At 45.5% G+C, this 19,611-nt stretch carries 22 protein-coding genes, 1 tRNA gene and 1 pseudogene; 10 read left to right on the top strand and 14 right to left on the bottom strand.

The window, feature by feature from the left end; all coding sequences use genetic code 11:
* Positions 1-273: 273 nt before the first annotated feature.
* Genes J7J01_04425 through J7J01_04415 form a run of 3 tightly spaced genes read right to left on the bottom strand, consistent with a single transcriptional unit; the run spans position 274 to position 1,615 of the window.
* Positions 274-708, bottom strand: a complete 435-nt coding sequence (locus J7J01_04425; GenBank protein MCD6210126.1) for a M48 family metalloprotease — start codon at positions 706-708, stop codon at positions 274-276.
* A gap of 45 nt (positions 709-753) precedes the next feature.
* Positions 754-954 (bottom strand): hypothetical protein, encoded by a 201-nt coding sequence (locus tag J7J01_04420; GenBank protein MCD6210125.1) that lies wholly within the window; start codon positions 952-954, stop codon positions 754-756.
* Positions 955-1,000: 46 nt separating this feature from the next.
* The gene (locus J7J01_04415) at positions 1,001-1,615 is read right to left on the bottom strand and encodes a hypothetical protein (GenBank protein MCD6210124.1); all 615 of its coding nucleotides are present in this window, start codon (positions 1,613-1,615) and stop codon (positions 1,001-1,003) included.
* A 47-nt stretch (positions 1,616-1,662) separates the two neighbouring features.
* Here J7J01_04415 and J7J01_04410 point away from each other — a divergent pair, with 47 nt between their 5' ends.
* The 4 genes from J7J01_04410 to J7J01_04395 all read left to right on the top strand — a co-directional run bounded on the left by J7J01_04410 (position 1,663) and on the right by J7J01_04395 (position 5,884).
* Positions 1,663-2,058 (top strand): YjbQ family protein, encoded by a 396-nt coding sequence (locus J7J01_04410; protein MCD6210123.1) that lies wholly within the window; start codon positions 1,663-1,665, stop codon positions 2,056-2,058.
* Positions 2,059-2,146: 88 nt separating this feature from the next.
* Positions 2,147-2,836, top strand: a complete 690-nt coding sequence (locus J7J01_04405; protein MCD6210122.1) for a PRC-barrel domain-containing protein — start codon at positions 2,147-2,149, stop codon at positions 2,834-2,836.
* Positions 2,833-4,851 carry a hypothetical protein gene (locus J7J01_04400; GenBank protein ID MCD6210121.1) on the top strand — a complete coding sequence of 673 codons (2,019 nt, stop codon included), beginning with the start codon at positions 2,833-2,835 and terminating at the stop codon, positions 4,849-4,851. Before J7J01_04405 ends, J7J01_04400 begins: the two co-directional genes overlap by 4 nt.
* 34 nt (positions 4,852-4,885) lie before the next feature.
* Positions 4,886-5,884 carry an AAA-associated domain-containing protein gene (locus tag J7J01_04395; GenBank protein MCD6210120.1) on the top strand — a complete coding sequence of 333 codons (999 nt, stop codon included), beginning with the start codon at positions 4,886-4,888 and terminating at the stop codon, positions 5,882-5,884.
* 241 nt (positions 5,885-6,125) lie between these two features.
* Here the strand turns inward: J7J01_04395 and J7J01_04390 are convergent, their stop codons facing one another.
* A complete protein-coding gene (locus J7J01_04390; GenBank protein MCD6210119.1) occupies positions 6,126-6,203 on the bottom strand; it encodes an SHOCT domain-containing protein in 78 nt (25 codons plus the stop codon).
* A gap of 276 nt (positions 6,204-6,479) precedes the next feature.
* Positions 6,480-8,408, bottom strand: coding sequence for an ATP-dependent DNA helicase (locus tag J7J01_04385; protein ID MCD6210118.1), 1,929 nt, complete (start codon positions 8,406-8,408; stop codon positions 6,480-6,482).
* A 74-nt stretch (positions 8,409-8,482) separates the two neighbouring features.
* Here J7J01_04385 and J7J01_04380 point away from each other — a divergent pair, with 74 nt between their 5' ends.
* Both J7J01_04380 and J7J01_04375 read left to right on the top strand, forming a co-directional pair.
* Positions 8,483-8,929, top strand: coding sequence for a methanogenesis marker 5 protein (locus J7J01_04380; GenBank protein MCD6210117.1), 447 nt, complete (start codon positions 8,483-8,485; stop codon positions 8,927-8,929).
* 18 nt (positions 8,930-8,947) lie between these two features.
* Positions 8,948-10,162 carry a methanogenesis marker 15 protein gene (locus J7J01_04375; GenBank protein MCD6210116.1) on the top strand — a complete coding sequence of 405 codons (1,215 nt, stop codon included), beginning with the start codon at positions 8,948-8,950 and terminating at the stop codon, positions 10,160-10,162.
* Here the strand turns inward: J7J01_04375 and J7J01_04370 are convergent.
* From J7J01_04370 to J7J01_04355, 4 genes are read right to left on the bottom strand one after another with little or no spacing between them, the layout of a single operon-like run.
* On the bottom strand, positions 10,140-11,690 hold the full coding sequence (locus tag J7J01_04370) for an NAD(P)H-hydrate dehydratase (protein MCD6210115.1): 1,551 nt from the start codon (positions 11,688-11,690) through the stop codon (positions 10,140-10,142). The genes J7J01_04375 and J7J01_04370 overlap by 23 nt on opposite strands.
* Before the next feature lie 49 nt (positions 11,691-11,739).
* Positions 11,740-11,922: a hypothetical protein gene (locus tag J7J01_04365; protein ID MCD6210114.1), complete on the bottom strand. Its 183-nt coding sequence runs from the start codon at positions 11,920-11,922 to the stop codon at positions 11,740-11,742.
* Positions 11,923-12,255, bottom strand: a complete 333-nt coding sequence (locus J7J01_04360) for a DNA-binding protein (protein MCD6210113.1) — start codon at positions 12,253-12,255, stop codon at positions 11,923-11,925.
* Positions 12,245-12,691, bottom strand: a complete 447-nt coding sequence (locus J7J01_04355) for a 30S ribosomal protein S19e (GenBank protein MCD6210112.1) — start codon at positions 12,689-12,691, stop codon at positions 12,245-12,247. The genes J7J01_04360 and J7J01_04355 overlap by 11 nt, the downstream gene beginning before the upstream one ends.
* 49 nt (positions 12,692-12,740) lie before the next feature.
* Here J7J01_04355 and J7J01_04350 point away from each other — a divergent pair, with 49 nt between their 5' ends.
* On the top strand, positions 12,741-14,099 hold the full coding sequence (locus J7J01_04350; GenBank protein ID MCD6210111.1) for a glutamate-5-semialdehyde dehydrogenase: 1,359 nt from the start codon (positions 12,741-12,743) through the stop codon (positions 14,097-14,099).
* Positions 14,096-14,893: a sulfatase-like hydrolase/transferase gene (locus tag J7J01_04345; GenBank protein ID MCD6210110.1), complete on the top strand. Its 798-nt coding sequence runs from the start codon at positions 14,096-14,098 to the stop codon at positions 14,891-14,893. Before J7J01_04350 ends, J7J01_04345 begins: the two co-directional genes overlap by 4 nt.
* A gap of 224 nt (positions 14,894-15,117) precedes the next feature.
* Here the strand turns inward: J7J01_04345 and J7J01_04340 are convergent, their stop codons facing one another.
* The 3 genes from J7J01_04340 to J7J01_04330 all read right to left on the bottom strand — a co-directional run bounded on the left by J7J01_04340 (position 15,118) and on the right by J7J01_04330 (position 16,215).
* A complete protein-coding gene (locus J7J01_04340; protein MCD6210109.1) occupies positions 15,118-15,471 on the bottom strand; it encodes a hypothetical protein in 354 nt (117 codons plus the stop codon).
* 112 nt (positions 15,472-15,583) lie between these two features.
* Entirely contained in the window at positions 15,584-15,892 is a 309-nt protein-coding gene (locus J7J01_04335) for a hypothetical protein (GenBank protein ID MCD6210108.1), read from the bottom strand.
* Positions 15,893-15,897: 5 nt separating this feature from the next.
* The gene (locus J7J01_04330) at positions 15,898-16,215 is read right to left on the bottom strand and encodes a winged helix-turn-helix transcriptional regulator (GenBank protein MCD6210107.1); all 318 of its coding nucleotides are present in this window, start codon (positions 16,213-16,215) and stop codon (positions 15,898-15,900) included.
* A gap of 455 nt (positions 16,216-16,670) precedes the next feature.
* Here J7J01_04330 and J7J01_04325 point away from each other — a divergent pair.
* Together J7J01_04325 and coaBC are read left to right on the top strand one after the other, a co-directional pair.
* Positions 16,671-16,743 (top strand) — tRNA-Ala (locus J7J01_04325).
* 34 nt (positions 16,744-16,777) lie between these two features.
* A complete protein-coding gene (coaBC, locus tag J7J01_04320) occupies positions 16,778-18,034 on the top strand; it encodes a bifunctional phosphopantothenoylcysteine decarboxylase/phosphopantothenate--cysteine ligase CoaBC (GenBank protein ID MCD6210106.1) in 1,257 nt (418 codons plus the stop codon).
* Positions 18,035-18,044: 10 nt separating this feature from the next.
* Here coaBC and J7J01_04315 read toward each other — a convergent pair whose 3' ends face one another.
* Both J7J01_04315 and J7J01_04310 read right to left on the bottom strand, forming a co-directional pair.
* On the bottom strand, positions 18,045-19,232 hold the full coding sequence (locus J7J01_04315) for an NAD(P)/FAD-dependent oxidoreductase (protein ID MCD6210105.1): 1,188 nt from the start codon (positions 19,230-19,232) through the stop codon (positions 18,045-18,047).
* Positions 19,233-19,357: 125 nt separating this feature from the next.
* Positions 19,358-19,533 (bottom strand): annotated as a pseudogene (locus tag J7J01_04310) (IS4 family transposase).
* Positions 19,534-19,611 lie beyond the last annotated feature (78 nt).

Raw genomic sequence — 19,611 nt, 5'->3', positions numbered from 1 at the left:
TCAAGAGCGATAATTAGAAATAAAATTAGGGGATAAGCGATAAAGCTGAATGATAATGATAAAGGTCTTAATAACCTCCACTTCTTCTCTGGCACCTGCTACTCCTGCCCCCTTCAACAAATGCCTCACACGCTCTTCAGTCGCAGGCTGAGGCTGAGTACGAAACAGGAAGTGATAACAGGGCAGTCGAAAGTCCAGCACCGTGCGATCGCTATTATGTAAAGGATTCACAATAAAGAGATGCACATGTGCTGGATTAACTTCAAAATGGTGCTATTTAAAATGCTCTTCTATATTGCGCAATGCACACGCCAGCTTATCCGGCTTTCCATGCAATAAAACACACTGCTCATCCGTCTGGTATTCCCGGTGATGGTGACGCGTAGTTAGCTGTGTAATCGTAGCAGCTATTGGTGTAACCAGCGCAGTAACGAAGAATTTTAGTAGCTGTGGTGCCGGATCATCTTTCTGCCCAAATCCGGTGAATATCGCACCCCAGAAAGCGAAATACACGAGAGCAATGAGCATCCCAGCTAAGATCCAGGAAAAAGTCACAATTCCTATGGAACTATTCTTAATATTAATATGTGTGAGTTCGTATGCCAGTACAGCTTCCATCTCCTCATCTTCAAGCAGGTCTGTCAATCCAGTAGTAAGAACAACAGAGGCATGTCTCTTGCTCCTGCCTGCTACAAATGCATTTGGCATAGCGGAATCCTACAATGAAGATACCCGGCGCAGGAATACCTGTCTTTAATACAAGCATACAAGCCTATGTACCATTTCATGCAGTTGGGTATTGCTTGTCTTCCTCGCATGGTACCAGTGCAGCAATAATCGGTCAGTGATGAGATACATGAGCAATATGAGCAGGAACAGCGCAAGAGCACCAATAGCAACAATGATTAACACTGGTGATAGTGGTAATGGTAATGGTAATCCATGCTCGAACATCCCCCCATCCAGCCAAAAGTTCTCTCATCAGAAATTTCAAATTTAGCTATATATGGATAATCTTTGTGAGGAGCAGCTTGCCTTCATTCACTATCCCTACACCTTCATATTTTATGTCGCCAGCCCTTAAAGCAGCCCGAAACGCATCGAACAAATCAGGAGAGTTCACTATACTCTGCAATGTGTGCTCACTGGTATATACATTTATTGTGGGGTCTGGATTCTTTCCCGTCTTTAGCTCCGCTATATCTCCCCTTATGTTACTATTGAAATTCAATACGCTACCGTTATCGAGCGTGATGTATATGTTTACGCGTTCGTTACCGAATACCCATCTGATCATCTCGGGATCAAAGATGATAGCAAAAGTTTTTGTATGGTATACCTTATCCAGGTTGATCCTGAGTGTGAAGGAGTCCAGGGGAGATATAAATGAATCCAAATCAGTAGCGTTATCAAGTGCTTCCTTTACCTCCTCATAATCACATCCCGATATAAGCCCTTTGCTCTCCCCCTTATTCAGAACCCTATTAATTCCCATCTTCTCTTCACTCCAATTCCCTGCACCTGCTATATTGACATGATTGACAAAAAATGATACAATGATAAGGACCATGAATAGCAGCGATACAACGTCAATATTGTTACCTTTACCTCCCATCTCTATAGAATAACAAAATATTATATATGTAGATATAAACTATTATTATGAGAAGGATAGAGATAATAACGCGGGAAAACACCGAGCTTGTAGACATTACGGACAAAATAAAAGATATAGTCAGGAATGAGGGTGCTATCTCCGGTATATGTGTGGTATTCACAAAGCATACAACTACAGGACTCATAATAAATGAAAATGAAGCGGGTTTGAGAAGCGATATCATTGCTCTTCTGAACGAACTGATCCCAAAAGGTGGGGGTTACATGCATGATAAAATAGATAACAATGCACATTCGCATCTCAGGGCTATGATCCTCAGTTCCTCTGTGTGTATCCCAATAGACCAGGCTAATTTAATGCTCGGGCGATGGCAGAGTATCTTATTCGTTGAGTGTGACGGACCAAGAAAGAGGGAGGTATATGTAAAGGTTATACAATAATACCATAGTATTTTTAATAGTATCTAATGTTACTTCTATTAAAGGTTTCTTCATGAAAGTGTGTTCTTTGTTAGGAGGAGGGTAAGAGATGAGGAAAGCAAGAGCAAGAGGAGATGAGGAGAAAGTGATTGCTTACATGACATCCAGGTTATTTCCATGGAACTTTATTGTGGAGGATGTTGATCCGGAGTCCTTAAGACATTTTGTTCCTTATGCGATCCAGATATGTGAGGATAGGGGAATAAAGAAAGGCTCGATAGAGCGAGACCGAGTAAAAGAGGTGATAGAAAAGGAATTGAGATGGATGCTGAACGATTATCTACATCAAGAAAACAGGGATGTAACGAGGGCACATGGCAAATTCTATGCTCAGTATCCTTTCGCGTTCGCTCAGGCACTGATACATACAATCCTATACCGATTGGGAGTAGAGCTGGAAGATGTGGTGAATATAAATGCACTTGGGGAGTTGCTGGAGCTGGATATTAAGACAATAAAGAGAAAAGAGCGTTTTATTCGCGATTTGATATCCAGGAACGAGGAGAAGGCATTGCGGATATTCAGCAAAGCCATGTTGAACAGGAAGGTGATATCAGAAGAGGGTGATTATATAGGCAGCGTGAGTGACATCGTATTTGATAGTGAAACAGGCATCCTCAAGGGTCTTATATTGATTCAGCAGAGAGGTTCAGAGAGGCTAAAAGTACCCATGGATGATATGAAATTGAATTTATACAGCAGGAATATCGTGTTAAGATATATAAAGAAGGAGCAATGACCACTTCCTCCTATTATTCTTATTCGTCACCTCCGTTCTTAGAGCAGTATCTGAATGATTCGCTCGATCTCCCCGACTTCTATTCCTTAGCTTCATTGCTGAGAATACAGAAGAGAGAAGCAGAGAGGTTGGTGATAAAGCATAAGGAAAGAGCAGCGGGATGCAGGATCAGGGATCTGTTCTGCACAAAGGAGACGAGAGAATTGAGACGTGAGATTCTGGAGATGCTATCGCTCTATGCAGTAACTCGAATCGGTAAGGAGATGATTCTCACACTCATACCCACACAAAACAGAGAAGAACTGCAAAGGCGGTTCACAGATATACGAGCAGGTATAGAATTGGTGCAATTACTGGGTGCTGAGAATGTAAAGAGGGTGCGGGAAATGCTATCAAAAGTGGAGATAAGGGGTATTGGCATCTTCAAAGCTCCCGTCGTTGCCGTTCAGGATAGAGAGATAGAGCAGTTGATAAAAGCAAACTATGGCGATTTTGTAACTGTGGAATTTCTGGATTCAGTGGAGAAAGCGGAAGAGCTCGTGAATAGAGAGAATAGCATTTTACTGATCGGTGGGCGTGAGCACGAATACGATGAACCGGGTATCATAACGAAACGGATTGATGATTTATCAGAGCCCTGCGAGATATGTCCGGAGTTCGTGGTCAGGAGCTATGTAGCGAAGAAGAGTGCGATAGAGGTACTGATAGAAATTCTTGAACATTTTGAGGCTATCAAAAACTCAGAATTATTCAAAGATGTCCCAATTACCGAGTTAAAAGCTGTATTATCGCTTATCAGTGTTAGTGAGGCAGAGGTTAAAGATAAGGATAGGGATAAGGATAACGGGGCTGAGAGCTTCGACGAGAAGATCCTGAGATATGAGGAGCAGATAAACAGGGAAGCCGTGCGGATAATGAAAACGGGTGGTGGAGCAGCTGAATTCAGAGCTTATCTGGATGATATCCTGTTGCAGATGGCAGATGAGCTGATGCTCAAGGGTGAGGACAGTATCACACTCCGGGAGAGTGTTCTGGATCTGGAGGCTGGTGAGCTACCATTTGAATTCAGGAGGGATAAGATAGGGAGCCTGCGCCTGAAGTATAACAGGGAGAGAGGAGAGAGGAGCTACTACCGGTTGTGTGAATTGGCGAAGCAGCTGGAGCAGCACAGAGAGGTGGTGAGAGAAGGTATCAAAAAACTATTCTACCTCGATTTCATGCTCGCTACGGCGCTGTTCGCTCGTGACTTCGAGTTGAATCCCCCGGAGCTTATAGATGGGGGTCTGGGGTTGGAGATGGGAAAGAATATATTCCTGAAGGCTGAAGAGTTAAAAGGCGGAGAGAAGGTAATTCCGGTATCCTACTCGATAGGGGAGGTGAAATTGGGCATCTTCGGTGCTACGCCGCATCCTGTAGCTATCCTCACAGGTGCCAATAGCGGCGGTAAGACCTGTTTGCTTAATATGCTTGCAACCTCTGTTATACTCACCGAGCTGGGTCTGCCAGTGCCTGCCGAGAGGGCGGAGATACCACTGCTGCCTCTTTACCTGTACAGGAGAAAGATGATAAAGAAGACAGGGTCTTTTGAATATTCGATGAGGGCATTGGGCAGGATATTCATGCGAAAGGGCGGGAAAGTGGTATTGATAGATGAACTGGAAGCGCTGACCGAACCAGGAGCAATGGGACGTATAATGGCTTCAATCCTGAATAACCTGCCTGAAGGTACTCTCGGGGTGGTGATAACGCATTTGATCCATGAGATATTGCCACATATAAGTATGGCGAAGATTCGGGTGGATGGTATAGAATCAGAAGGTCTGGATGCCTCAGGGAACATTATTGTGGATCGGCAGCCGATGTTCAATCACATCGGTTCGAGCATGCCGGAACTGGTGATAAAGAAGCTATTGGGGCGAGTAAAGAATGTGGAATTGAGAACAGTATATGAAGAGATAATAGATGTACTGGCAAATGAGCGAGCGGAATTGGGCTCAAAGAGCAAAAATGGATGAATGGAATGGGATAGAATGATATAGGAGTGATACCATGATGGGAGCGAATACAGGATATATCCCCTATCTGCGCATCGGTAAGATGAACGAGATATTGAAGCAGATACCGCTGCAATACATCTCGGTAGTGAATGAGTTCTCAACCAGGGATATAGCGAGGGCTATTGGAGTGAGCATGACCACGGTTAATAATCTTATAGCAACAATGAAATCGCTCGATTTTATTGTTGGGCGGCGGAGATTCTTGTTTACACGCCCGGGTGCAGACTATTCTGTCCTAATAAGGACGGATGAAGAGGCGGCGAAGAAGATACTGGAAGAGCAGACGAACAAGATCGAGTATTTTGTAGTGGTGAAGCAGGAACTGATTCAGAAAGGGGAACTGACGATCTTTGAGATTGGTGACGAGATGGTAAAGCGGTATGGTAAGAATTGGACAAACCCGCTGACCTTAAAGACCTATGGCGCTGCAATTGCAAGCATACTTGATTTCACAGGCTTTGGGCATTATAGAAGGGGGATTTTAAGACTTGAGGAAGAGAAGGAGGGGATGGACAGCCCCGTTCCTTATCTCAGTGTGGAGAAGATGCTGAAGATAATGGATGCTCTATTCCCCGAGGGTAGTGAAATTCATAAACTTGCGGCTGAACTGGGAACAGAGGAGAGACGGTTGAGTCAGGAACTCTCATGTTGTCGTGCAATGGGGTTTGTCAGGCACCCACGGAGAGGTTTTTACGAATTGACAGAGGATGGGCGGGAGATAACGCGCAGCAGTGATGGGCTCAGGAAGAAGAAATTCACCGAACATCTGCTTGGTTCTGGTTATAAAAAACTTATAGACAGGCTACAGCAGCAACTACATGCTGACGATAAAATAACGCTGATAACGCTTGGTGATCTCTTAGAAGAGGGATATAACAGGCAATGGTCGGAGATAACGAAGAGAACATACGCGAAGAAGTTCTTAAACTGGCTCAGGTATTCAGGCATCGTGGTCAAGGTAGAGGGAGGCTATAAATTGCGTGTATCTTAAGTTTTAATCTTAATACATAATACATTAATGAAAAGAAGCTTTGAAGCAGAGTTGCTAAGGCTTAAGGCTATTTCTGTGAAGAGAAGCATTTTATCTCGTTGGTGTAATACTGCGGGAATAAGTTATGAGGGGCGGAAATCCACACATGATGAGGATGTGTGACCTTTTGAAAAAAAACTTTATTATTGGGTCTCTGTTTAGAGATTATCTTTTTGTGTTTTGAGTATTTATATCTTGTTTTTTACAATTGCTTTTTTATACTCTCGAATTCGGTTTCTGACAGCTCGCCAAGGGCATATCTTGTCTTCAAAATCTCTATGGCATCTCCTTTTTTTTATCAGCGATTCTATTTTCTTCTTCTCAACAGTTCTGAGCCCAAAATAGAATGATATTATTGCTCCATATATTCCATACACAAAATAGTTCGTATAACCCGTTGCCTCTATAATTCCTGTTAAATCCAAAAACAAGATTATTCTTAATCTGAGGTATGCACCATCAGCCCCCTTCTCGTGGAGCACCTCTTTAGCCATAAAATCAAAATTCGATCAAGTCACTCAAAAGTTTTTCGCTTTTCTTTTTCCTGCTGCCAAAATTATGGTATCATAAAGCTGGAATTAGTTTCGGAACCAATGTTGAAGAAGCTCCTGCATAAATCCTCCACTTTATCTGTGAATATCATATCGAAGTCGGGCGGCAGGCATCTCTTATATGGGAACTGAGCAAACCGGTAATCCATCAGAATGATGATGCAGCGGTCATGTTCGCTTCTTATTCCCCTACCTGCGGCTTGCAGTACCTTTGTAATCGCGGGGTAGAGGTAGCCATATAGTCGCCCCTTCTCAGCGCCGTATTTGCCTGCATAATAGCCCTGCGTAGCTTTCACTTCCAGTGTAGGCGGGCTCAGTGGAAGTCCAACAATGATGATTGCCTTCAGCGTATTGGATTCGTAATCCATACCTTCAGAGAACGAGCCACCCTGGACGGCGAATAAAATCCCTGCTTCATCATCTCTTAACCGCTCGTATAGCCTGTTCCGTTCCATCTTCCCCATCTCTCGCCTCTCTACCATCACTCTCTTCCTGATATGTGGCGATAAATAGACTAAAATAGCCTTTAGAAGCGCATAAGAAGGGAAGAAGACAGCTATGCCACCTCTTACATTCTCTGCCACTCCCTCTATCTTCTCTCCTATTCGCCTGTACATCGCTTCACCCCTCTTTGTATACCTGGTTGTGAGCCCTTTGGTGACAGCGATCAGCCGATTTTCACGTGGAAATGGAGATTTGTACTCACGTAAAGCTATCTCACGTCCATTGACCCGTGTAGCACCCAGTACATCGGCATACATCTCCACCGGGTATAGCGTGCCACTCATCATTATGGAGGCATGTGCCCTCCGGAATACCGGTTCGCTCAGAACAGAGGGGTCAAGAAGTTTGAGAAAGAGTGTGGGATTATCATTGATGGAGAGAATACGGAGGCATTTCTCTTCTGTGGTCCATGCATCGAGAAAGTCAGAAATGGAAATCAGATTACTCTGCAATATATCGCGTTCCTTTCTGGGCTCACCATCTGCGGACCTGGACCCATGGATACTCTCTGCTCTGCTCCTGATTGCATTTATGAACTCTTTATAGCTCATTACTTCGATTCGCCGCCTAAGCATCTTCTCCAGTTCGCCCACCAGGAAATTCCTGTCCACAGTTATCTCCGCTATCTTTGCCTTTGCTGCATTCGTCACCAGTTTGCTGAGTATCATCTCCATCTGTAAGAGATTGTTATACATCTCTCTGTCTATATTCCTGATGCTCCTGGCTGTTTCTGAGATGGTTTTCAGGCGTAGTTCACTGCTTAGATTATTTCTTATGCGATCCGGGAGATTATGAGCCTCGTCAACGATAACAATAAGCTCATCAAGATTCTTCTCTATCTTCTCCAGCACCTTCGATGCGATATCCCGGGAGAAGAGATAATTATAGTCACAAACGATGACATCTGCACTTTTACCCACCTCCAGCGCCGCCTTATAGGGGCATATCTGCCTCGTTTTGCACCATTCACACAGCTCTTCCACATGCATTATCTCGCCTCTTATCCGGGCTAAGGCTTCTTCATCATGGTTCATGTAATACCAGCATCTTTTATTCTTCTGCTCATTCCTGCAGAACTCATTGAAGAGGGAATAGAACTCACGATAGACGGATACCGCCCTCGGACACATGGATTGCTTGGACGTGATATCAACAGCGGTGAGATTCAGATCGTTGCGCTCCTTTATCAGCCTTAGAGTATCAATAGCTATTTTATGCTGACTTCGTTTGGATGTGAGGAAGAAGATTGTCTTTTCATTCTCGATGGCATACAGAAGAGCGGGAACGAGAGCTGCTACGGTTTTACCTATTCCGGTAGGTGCGTGAGCAACGAGGATCCCACCAGCTTCTACTGCATGCTTCACATCTGCCATAAACTCTCTCTGCCCTTCTCGCACAGAAGGGAAAGGGAAGAACGAACTCTCTTCCATGTTAGCTCAGCAATAAATCATTAAGAAATATCTTCATGAAGGTTTAAGATATAAAGTAAAGATGGGAGATACAAATGAAAGTATTAGTATACCCGCCGAATAGTTTGATATTAGCGGATTTGGTGGAAAGAGGGGGGCATGAACCGGTAGTACTGATGCGGGAGATAGGTAAGCATGTGCGAGATGCGGAGATTGATGCACCACCTTTGAATGTAACAGAGGACGACCTGAAGAGGGCTTTGCGGTATGTCTCGGTGGAAGAACCTGCAGGTGTGAAGGGAAGGATAGGACTGTTAGCGCCACTATTAGAGCAAGCAGAAGCTTCTATAATCCTCACTGATGCACCACCAACCTATGGGTGTATGGGTTGCGCCGTCTCCGATGAATTCTTCAAGTTCCTGATACGGAAGCGAAAGATACCGACGCTGGAAGTGAAGTTTGAGGGTGGAGAGCGAATGGACGAGATGGTGAAGCAGATAATGGCGTTTTTGAAGGGGCTACCGAAAGGTGAAGGTAAGTAGCGGAGGTGAAGTTGAAGCATGGCAACGCGTGTAGCACAGATATCCTGTGGCACGGAATATAGTGGGATTCAATGGCTGCTGAGTGAAATAGCGGAACAGGTGGGTATAGAACTGGTATACCCCGAGATGGAGCTATCGCGGGTGGAAGCGGCATGTAAAGAGATAGGTTTGAAGGCAGAGAGTCCGAGTTTGAACTTGATGATGGCAAGAGCGGTCTCAATGCTGGAAGACCCCTCAATAAAGGGTGCGCTCCTTCTCACCTGCTTCAGATGCTCTGAGGGCACCATCGTAAAGGATACAATCAGGCGATTCCTACATGAAAGGACTGATATACCAGTCATAGCGTATTCAAATGTAGAGAAACCGAAGGAGATAGAGATATACTCACGGCTGGAAGCATTGAAGACGTTGATAGCGAGGAAGGCATTACTGATGCGGGCGAGGCAGGAAGGGATAACAATGGGCATAGATTCCGGCTCTTCCACTACAAAGGTGGTGGTAATGAAGGATAATATAATAGTGGGAGAAGCGTGGCTACCGACAACGGACCCTGTGAAGAGCGCGGATTCCGCGATAGAGGTGGCATTAAAAGATGCTACGCTGAAGGAGAGTGATATAGAAGCTATTGGTGTAACAGGGCACGGACGTGAGTTGGTGGGGGAACATGTGAAGGCAGACTTGAATTTAGAAGAGGTGAGTGTGGTTGCTAAAGGCGCTGCACTGCTCACAAACCGGCATAAGGGTGAAGCATCGGTGATTGATATAGGGGGTATGAACAACAAGTTGATCCTCATGCGTGATGGAATAGCCAACAGTTTCAGTCTGGGAGGTATCTGCGGTGGTTCATCGGGCAGGTTCCTTGAAGTAGCTTCTCATCGCCTGGATGTGGATATCTCGGAATTGGGACAGCTCGCTTTGAAATCAAGTGCGAAATATGAATTGCAGAGCTATTGCATGGTATTTGGTATCCAGAGCCTCGTTGTAGCTCTCGCTTCAGGGATAAAGAAGGAGGATGTAGCCGCTGCTGCATGCCGGTCGGTCGCAGAACAGGTCTATGAAACACAAATACAGGAGATGGAGATGCGGCCACCCGTCATCTTCGTCGGTGGCGTATCACTGGTGGAAGGGGTGCAGAAGGAGTTTGAGCGACTACTTGGTACTGAGGTGATAGTACCAGAGAATTCACAATACGCAGGAGCTGTTGGTATCGCTACACTCGTTTCAGGGATTTGAGCTCAATCTCAATCGCTCTTAATATCCCTGGTATTGCTTCTACAACATCTGTTGCAAGCAGGCTCAGTCCCTTATCCTGAAATGCCGCATCGCCGGCGGAACCAGAAATAAAAGCAGCTGCCGTTGCCACTTCAAATGCGTCTTCGGAGGTTGCAAATAGAGCACCGATTATGCCACTCAGGACGTCTCCGGTACCTCCAACTGTCATTCCCGCATTGCCAGTGATGTTCACCTTTATTCTCTTACCGTCAGATATAACATCATGAGCGGCTTTTAAGAGCGTGACAACACGGTTGCGAAGTGAGAACTCCTGTATAAACCCCAGTCGCTCTTCACCATCCGGTGGCGGCTTCTGAGCGTTCATCTTGCCGAACTCACCAGCATGGGGTGTTATGATCACCTGTTTTGATTTAAATTTTGATTTTGACACCTTCAGTGGCAGGTCTAACCCGTATAGTCCATCGGCATCCACCACCACCTTCTTCATTGCTTCGTCTTCTATTATTAACTTTACTGCTCGCTTCGTCTCTTCCGCTGCACCCAGACCCATGCCTATGACCAGCACATCATGCATCTGCATCAAGCTTGATACCAGTGATACGTCATCTTCAGTCAGTATAGAACCGGATAGAGGCTGGACAATGAGGTTGGGCGATATAGAAGCGATGATTGATGCTACATTCCTGGGTGCTGCTACCGTTACCCAGTCGGCGCCGGTGCGGAGTGATGCGAGAGCACTCAAAGCGGGTGCACCAGCGAAGGGACCACCCCCTACTATCAATACCCGACCATTATCGCCCTTATGACTGCTTTTTTCTCTTCGCCGCAATACCAGTCTCACATCTCCGGGTCCTGCAAGTCGTTCCATCCCGGGCGGTATCCCTATATCAGCAACCACAAGTTCGCCGACATAACTCTTGCTTTCTTTCTTCAACAAGCCAGGCTTGGCACGATGGAATGTCACGGTGAGGTCAGCACGAACAGCCTTATCGTATTCCCCAGTATCGGGATTCAAACCAGAAGGCACGTCAACTGCGAGTACAAAAGCTCCTGATTCATTTATGAGCTCAATAGCAGTTGATTCAGGCTCCCTTATCTTACCTCTCACTCCCGTACCGAGCAGTGCATCTATTATTACATCAGGGTTAAGCGTTTCTTTCAGCATTTTCAGAGTTGAAGAATCGGTTATCTCATCCAGAAGGTAGCCACATTCGCTTAAAATTCGCCAGTTCCTACTGCTCGCTTCTGTTCTCAGGTCCTTTGAACGCCCCACGAGTATCACCCTCACATTGGCGTTGCGAAGATGCCGTGCAGCAACAAAAGCATCGCCGCCATTATTGCCCTTACCTGCTATTATCACCACCTCTGTATCCTCAGCGAATCGCTTCTTCAATTCGCTCGCAATACTCGCACCTGCGTTCTCCATGAGCTGCAATGGAGTGAGCCCGAAGAATTCACAGTTCGCATCCAGAGCAGCCATCTCCGCTGATGTTATAGTATCTGTATTAGCATCAGTATCCATCGCCATTGTGAAATTCGTTTAAAGATGTATTTCAGAGTATATATAAATAATACGCTCACAAATACACCTTCACCAGCTCACGAATAGCGAGCAAATCCAACCTCGACTGGAGTCTCACCCCACCGTCTATCGGGTCCAAGAACAATATGTTCTTCTTCGCCAGGAAAAGCTTCGCAGGTCTGTGCAGTTCGGATTCGGACTCCACACGCTCCCTGTCGTGGAATTCTATCCATTTCATTCATATTCTTCTTATTCTTATCTCACGCTTCTTTGGCATTATCTGCCGTAGAATCTCCTTCAATTGGCTATCGGTTATCATGTTTTTTATCCGCCCGCTCTGAGCCAGCGCAATCAGCTGATTCTCCAGGAGCTCAGCAAATTCCGGCTTTGCCATCTTTATTGTGTTCAACCGCTCGCGTGCTTCCGAAGTGAGAATTTGCCTGATGATATTCCTCTTCGCTTCCTCTAACTCCTGCTTCCTCTCTTCCTCTGCCGCTGCTCCTGCCTGTGCCTGCAACATCTGTTCATACTTCCTCCTTCTTATCTCCTCCAGTTCTTCTTCACTCGCCATCTCCCTTACCTCTTTCAATCTTTATCTCATGTGCGATCTCATCGAGGAATGAACGCCCTCGCGGCGATATCATCCGCCCTTTTTTACCCTTCTCAGGCTTTCGGACATAGCCCGCCTGCTCCAATTGCGATAATATCACCCTTATTATTTTCCCGGAAGCTTCTCTGAACCGCTCCTTCTTCGTTCCTCGCCTCACTCTACCGCCGTAATACGTACGCAACCTCGATACCCCCACCGGTCCATTTATGTATATCTGCCGCAGCACAGATGCACACCTCACATACCACCATTCTCGATCCTGGGGTGGTAATTCTTTATGGGCACCTGTTTTAACCTCCATAGCCCACTTTGGAATATGAATGAGCTTGTTCTTCTTCAACTTCTCCGCTACTCTCTTCACCAGCTCATCCGGTGGTACATCATACACCGTTGTCATCTCTTATTTTATAAGGGGAGAAAGTATAAAAAGCTGTAGGGGGTTGAAGATGGAAGCTTCAGAAGGAGGTAAGATAGAAGAGAAGGCGAAACGGGCAAGAAACGCCTCATTTAAATTGGCAAATGTAGCCACGGAAGAGAAGAATAAAGCACTGCTTAGAATTGCTGATTCTATCTCTGCTAATAGAGAGCGAATACTTGCTGCGAATGCACAGGACATAAAAGAAGCAGAAGTGGCGGTGGAGGAAGGAAAGCTCTCAAAACCGCTACTCGAACGTTTAAAGCTGGACGATGCAAAGATAGAGGAGATGATAAAGAGTGTAAGGGATGTAGCGAAACTGGAGGACCCGGTAGGGAAGACATTATCGGCGATCGAGCTTGATAATGGTCTGGAACTCTTCCAGGTGTCATGTCCTATCGGCGTAATTGGTGCGGTATTCGAGTCGAGACCGGATGTTCTGGTTCAAATCTCGTCCCTGTGCTTAAAAACCGGTAACGCGGTATTACTGAAAGGGGGATCTGAAGCGCGCAATTCAAATGCCACGCTGTTTCGTGTGGTTGCAGATGCAACAGCAACGGCAGGGGGTGGGATACCCGGTGGATGGATTCAACTGCTGGAGACGCGCGAGGATGTACGTGAGATGTTGAAGCTGAATGAGTATATAGATCTCGTGGTACCCCGCGGGAGTGAGCAATTTGTGAGATATATACAGGATAATACCAGCATCATGGTACTCGGTCATTCAGAGGGTATATGCCATGTTTATGTGGACCGCGATGCAGACCTGGATATGGCATTGAAGATATGCTATGATGCCAAAGTTCAATATCCAGCGGTGTGTAACGCGATGGAGACACTGCTTGTTGACTCAGCAATTGCACATGAATTCCTCCCGCCGATGGCATCGCGGTATGATGAAGCGGGCGTGGAGATAAGGGGTTGTCCAGAGACGCAGCGGATCCTTGGCGATATGGATATGGGAGAAAAAGGGATAAAGCCTGCATCTGATGCGGATTGGCGTACTGAATATAACGATCTGATCATCTCAATCAGGGTGGTTAACGGTGTTGATGAAGCAATTGAGCACATAAACCGATATGGCTCGGGGCATACAGATGCAATAGTGACCTCAAATGATGATACAGCACGTAAGTTTCTCAAATTTGTTGATTCCTCCTCTGTGATGCATAATGCATCTACACGCTTCAGTGACGGATTCAGATATGGCAAGGGAGCTGAAGTGGGAATAAGCACGAATAAAGTACATGCTCGCGGTCCCGTTGGGCTGGAAGGGCTGGTCATCTACAAATATCTGCTACTTGGCAACGGGCATGTGGTAGCACCTTATATAGGGAGGGGTGCAAGGCAATTCACACACCGGAGGCTCACGAAACAGATTATGTTATGACCTCCTTATTACAGATAGCACCTACAATAGCCTCGTACTTCAACATCCATCTTGTATCGCCCGCCCATCCGATCGAGCAGATACTCAAATTCGCATATTCCCATTATCCTGTTCCACATACAGTTGCACTGGTGGTGATAGACAGCCTGGATCTCGAGCTTTATTACGAGCTTGGTAATGAATTGAGAACCGTACACGAACTTGTAGAACAGGGCGGGCTTCTATTCGAGTGTGATACTGTAAGTAACCATACAACGCCGGCAATTGCTTCTATTCTCACAGGTCTGGAGCCTGAATCGCACGGCATCTTCACATCTGACGATGTTGGTAAGTCGAAGATAAAATCAATTCTGGAGCTTATGGAAGAAGAGGGAAAGCAAACGGGGGCAGTAATAGAGAGGGAGGGTGCAAAACCACTCATCGGAAAGCTCAGTTATGTATATGGTGTTAAAGACCGTGAGGGTATGGATATAATAGAGTACGATAAGATGGTAAAAGAGCACACGATATCTATATTGAGGAACGGGCAGTCTGTACAGATGGTATTCTCACATGTTCGCACAATTGACCGATTTGCACATCGGAGCTGGGATTTGCACCTCGCAGCCACTGTTACGGAGCGGAATGTCAATGAGATAGCAGATGCAGTAGCAGCAAGAGAAGGGCTATTACTCATCTGTGGCGACCACCAGGCGCATCTAAGGAACAGGGGTAGCAGAGGAGTGGGGAAGGTACCATTGATTGTAGCCGCGCCTCATGATATTAAGCCCGCTTCAACTTCAAATAAGAAGTAAAAAAGCTGAAGAGGTTGTGAAGTGAGCGAAGAAGAATGCGGGTACTAAACATGTCAGAACGTGGAATGAGATGTATTACATCGAGTGTATCTGTTCGCTTTTAGTTTTTTGGAATGTTTAGATTGGCACCGATAAGAGGATAAAAAGTTCAGAAAACAAGTCAACCGTGATGATTAAATAAAAAAGTGCGTGGTGCCCGCCCACGCACATATCCTGTTTAAATTTTACCTGAGCCCAACGGTTGCACACCCATATCTCTTACCGCGTTGCTTGCCACTACCATCTCGCAGCGGCACATGATCGTCGTCTTGCCCATTTGGTATGCCGTCTCCATCATCGTCCCGGCCGTTTATACCGATGTTGTCGCATACACCATCACCATCTGCATCAACAAAATACCTGCCACAACCACCGCATATAGGTCCAGGTCCGCCGATACCGCGATTATCACATACACCATCGTTGTCGGCATCCACGTATCGTACATGGGTTCCCTGACCGTATCGAGCAGCAGCAATTCCGATAGAAGTCGTTACCAGTGCAACGATCAATATTACAGCAATCAATTTTATTTTCATCCTGTCGCTTCACCTCCTAATTTTATTTATCTCCTATATCCTGGTTATAAATACAAAATAAACCGTTATAAGCTTTTCTTTTTGCCCCGATTACACCCAAATCTCACCCAAATTATTTCCTACTTATATACAGCAATATCAACAACGCTACAAATTCAAACAAATCTGGTAATATCCAGAACCAGCCCAGGGCATACATACGACGCCAGCCGCACGTATAATGAAAAATCGGATTCGATGTGACTGTTTGCATAATCAGAAGAATAACAAAGGCAATCAATCCCAATGCGAATTTCGATTTTATCTGCTCATAACTTTTTGCATAGATGAAGAGCAAACATAACAGTAGTATAAGGTTTCCAAACGTTACCAACGCCTTGACATTGACGAGTAACATGTCCTGCATAACCACTGGTGGCATCTTTATCACCTTCTACTTTCCTTCATATCTCTTTCGCTTTTAAATTTATTCCACATTTTATCCAAATATTCCTCGAAGACTTCATACTCTTTTTCCATGTCCGATGATAGGAAATACACAGTGCCATATCTATCACCTGCAGACGTAATTACCTTGTTATCCTGAAGAACCTTGAGATGATGCCTTACTGTTTTATAATCCAATCCAAATAACTCTGTTAACTGATTGGCGTTGTATGGTCTCTCCTTTAATGCCCTGATTATACGTGCACGATTCACACCGCCTTTAGTGCCAACAATCAGCCACCAGATTACACGTCTCATGGACTCTCAATATTTTTTAAGGAAAAGAGGCTTCTGTGATAATAAATTTTAATCACTTTCCTTTTATTTGGTCGTGTCTCAATTTTGTAGGAAAGTATTAAGCCCTGCGAAGAAGTCACGGATCACGGAATATCTACTTCGAGAGCTACATCTTTCTCAGGTTCAAAATAGACGAAATCCGGACAATCATAAAAAATAAAAAGCAAATCTTTCTATTTCTCCTCCTTTTTCCAATAGTTCATAAAGATTTTTTGTTTCTTCGTGTAGTGTGACCTCTATTTGCTCAAAAAGAGGCAATTGAAATATTTTGTCATTGTTAAACAAAAATCGAGACTAAAAGGCAGAAAGGCAGAACATCCTCTTCAAGTGCCCATGACATCCTTTTGAGGCGAGGCTTGAGAATCGAAAAGTTTTTTTAAAACTGTGAAGATTAGCATAATTAGCATAGAATGAGAGGGCCGGTAGATCAGCTGGAAGATCACTCGCTTGGCGTGCGAGAGGCCTCGGGTTCAAATCCCGACCGGTCCATTTTCATATCCAATATCCATATAACATAAGGCTAATGGCAGACCGAGGACCACATCCGACACTGCACATCAAGGGTGAGAAGAGCCATTCGCTACTGGGTAAGAAGATAGTACTTGGTGTTACGGGCTCCATCGCTGCTGTGAGGACCGTTGAACTCGCACGAGAATTGATAAGGCACGGAGCTGATGTATATGGCGTAATGAGTGAAGCCGCCACTGAGATTATCCATCCCTATACGCTTCATTACGCTACGGGGCATGAAGTAATAACGAGATTGATGGGTAAGATAGAGCATGTGGAGTTTTTAGGTATGCAGGGTTCTGCCGACCTGTATGTTATTGCGCCATGTACAGCAAATACGCTAAACAAGATTGCGACTGGCGTTTCTGATACAACAGTAACCGCATTTGCAACCACCGCATTCGGCTCAGAAATCCCTATTATCGTGGTTCCTGCAATGCATGAGACGATCTACCGGAGTCCAGTCCTGGTAGAGAATATCAAGAAGCTGAAACAACTGGGTGTGACAGTCATAGAGCCGAAGATAGAAGAAGGACTGGCGAAAATCGCATCCACTGAGGAGATTATCCTTGTGGTCGAGCGTATGCTATCTGCGGGTAAACTCGCAGGCAAACGCATCCTGATCACAGGAGGACCAACAATCGAGCCAATAGATTCTATTAGAGTATTGACGAACCGCAGTTCAGGACGAACGGGGATTGAACTCGCCAGGGAAGCATACAGGCAGGGTGCGGATGTCACGCTTGTGCACAGCAAGGAACTGAATCTGAGAATAATAAGAGAGATACGAGTGGAGACAGCGGAGGAGATGATAGATGCATGCATTAATGAGCTCCGGAAAGCTAAGGTTAAGGCTGTGGGCGGTAAAGAAAAGGAATATGATGTTCTCATCTCCGCTGCGGCTATCTCGGACTTCACAGCCGAGTTGCAAGAGGGAAAGCTCCCTTCTGGTGCTGAACACCACCTCGTGCTCGTGCCTACGGCGAAACTGATAGAAGAAGTGAGACAGGAATTCCCTGAGCTTGTTATTGTGGGCTTCAAAGCCGAGGTGAAAGTTAGCGAGGAGGAACTGATAGAGAAGGCGAGGGCGAAGATGAAGAGGTATAATCTCGCAATGGTGGTTGCAAACGACCTTGCGAACGGCGGTATGGGAACGGCTGAGAACGAGGTCTACATATTAAGAAGGGATAAGAATGAGATGAAGCATGTGAAGGGAGCGAAGACGATGATAGCAGTAGAGATACTCAATGAATTATCTGGCTTATTATAGCTTATAGCACTCAGAAGAGCATTTTTAGCAGTGATAATAGCATCTTCGGGTTCTTCTTCGCTATCTCCTTCATCAATGCCCGCTCTGTGTACTCCTTTAATTTTATCTCACCGGTTAAGGACCGGAAGAACCTGTTGAAGTTCTGAGGACTGAGCTTGAGCATATAATTCTTCGCTCTCAAGCCGGCATACAGTACTCTTCCAAACTCCTTCCACCATCTCCTCTCATATTCACGCAATCTTCGTGCTGTACAGTCCTTTTCTCGTACTGCTTTCGCTATTACATCACCCGCTATTAGCCCGCCCTGTATAGCTTCCAGAATACCGCCACCTGAGAAGGGATTGACATGCCTGGCTGCATCACCGACCATGAGCAAGCCATTTGTTACTGTCCTGTATACAGGTCCGCTGAGTGGTACCGCACCAAATATGCGTGCTATTATCTGCCCGTTCGGGAACTTATCATGCACGAACGCATTCAGGAAATCAATTGCGCGATGATGCTCGTCTGAGATATTACCACCTATCCCGATTCCAACATTAGCACGGTGCTCTCCTTTCGGGAATACCCATGCATAACCCCCGGGAGCAGTCTCCCACCCGAAATACTGCTCGCAGTAATCGCTATTTGCTTCTATATCGCACATAAGATACTGTGCACAGGTAGCAACATCTTCTAATCGCAGCCTGGTATCAATACCCGCCCATCTGCCCACACGTGATTCCACACCATCAGCAGCCACAACCACATCCGCAGAGATGCGTACTTCTTCGCCTGCTGCGTTCACATACACTCCGTTCACTCTTCCATTGGATTTTAAAACGCCATAAGCACGATTCTTAACTCTCACCTCTGCACCAGCCCGGGCTGCTTCCTGTGCCAATGACTTGTCAAAAGTTCGACGGTCAAGCACATATCCTGCTACATTATCACTATTACTTGCAGATACAACCATTTTCGTGCCTTCAGGTCCATAGGTGATAAACCCCTTTATCTCAGTGCAAACCCATCTGGGGTCAATCTCGATGAACTTCTCAATCTCACGGCTTACGCCTTCCGCGCATCTCACTGGTACGCCTATCTCGGGATTGCGATCTATCAGAAGCACATCCAACCCTTTGTCCGCAGCAACTAACGCGGTCATGCTGCCCGCAGGTCCTGCACCCACCACAACGACATCATGTTCTTCTTTCTTCATTCCTTATTACCTGTTACCTATTATAGATATTAGCTATTAGATTACTTACAATTACCGTCTTCTTCCGACATTAGTGCTGTTTCATGCATGTTTGGTTAAGTAACCCATCTATCCACCAACCTCTCTCATTTGACATTTGGCTCGCATCCATGGCCGAGGTAAATGTTGTATAAAGTGAGCATATCGGTTCGAGTTTCAGCCCCACACACTCGAGTACTTCTGTTAACAATCGTTCTGCTTGCTCGGTGAAGAATTTTGCCCAACGTAAAGGCGTGTATCGGTTAACATTTTCAGGATTTGATCACCGTGTAAAATAGTCACTTTTATAGCTTAAAAAGTATCAATGGCACAAAGTTGGAATCACAATCTCTTATCCGAA

It is taken from the genome of Methanophagales archaeon, from assembly GCA_021159465.1.
Classification (GTDB): domain Archaea; phylum Halobacteriota; class Syntropharchaeia; order Alkanophagales; family Methanospirareceae; genus G60ANME1.
The sequence above is the reverse complement of the archived record's forward strand: the minus strand, read 5'-3'. Positions and strand labels throughout refer to the sequence as shown.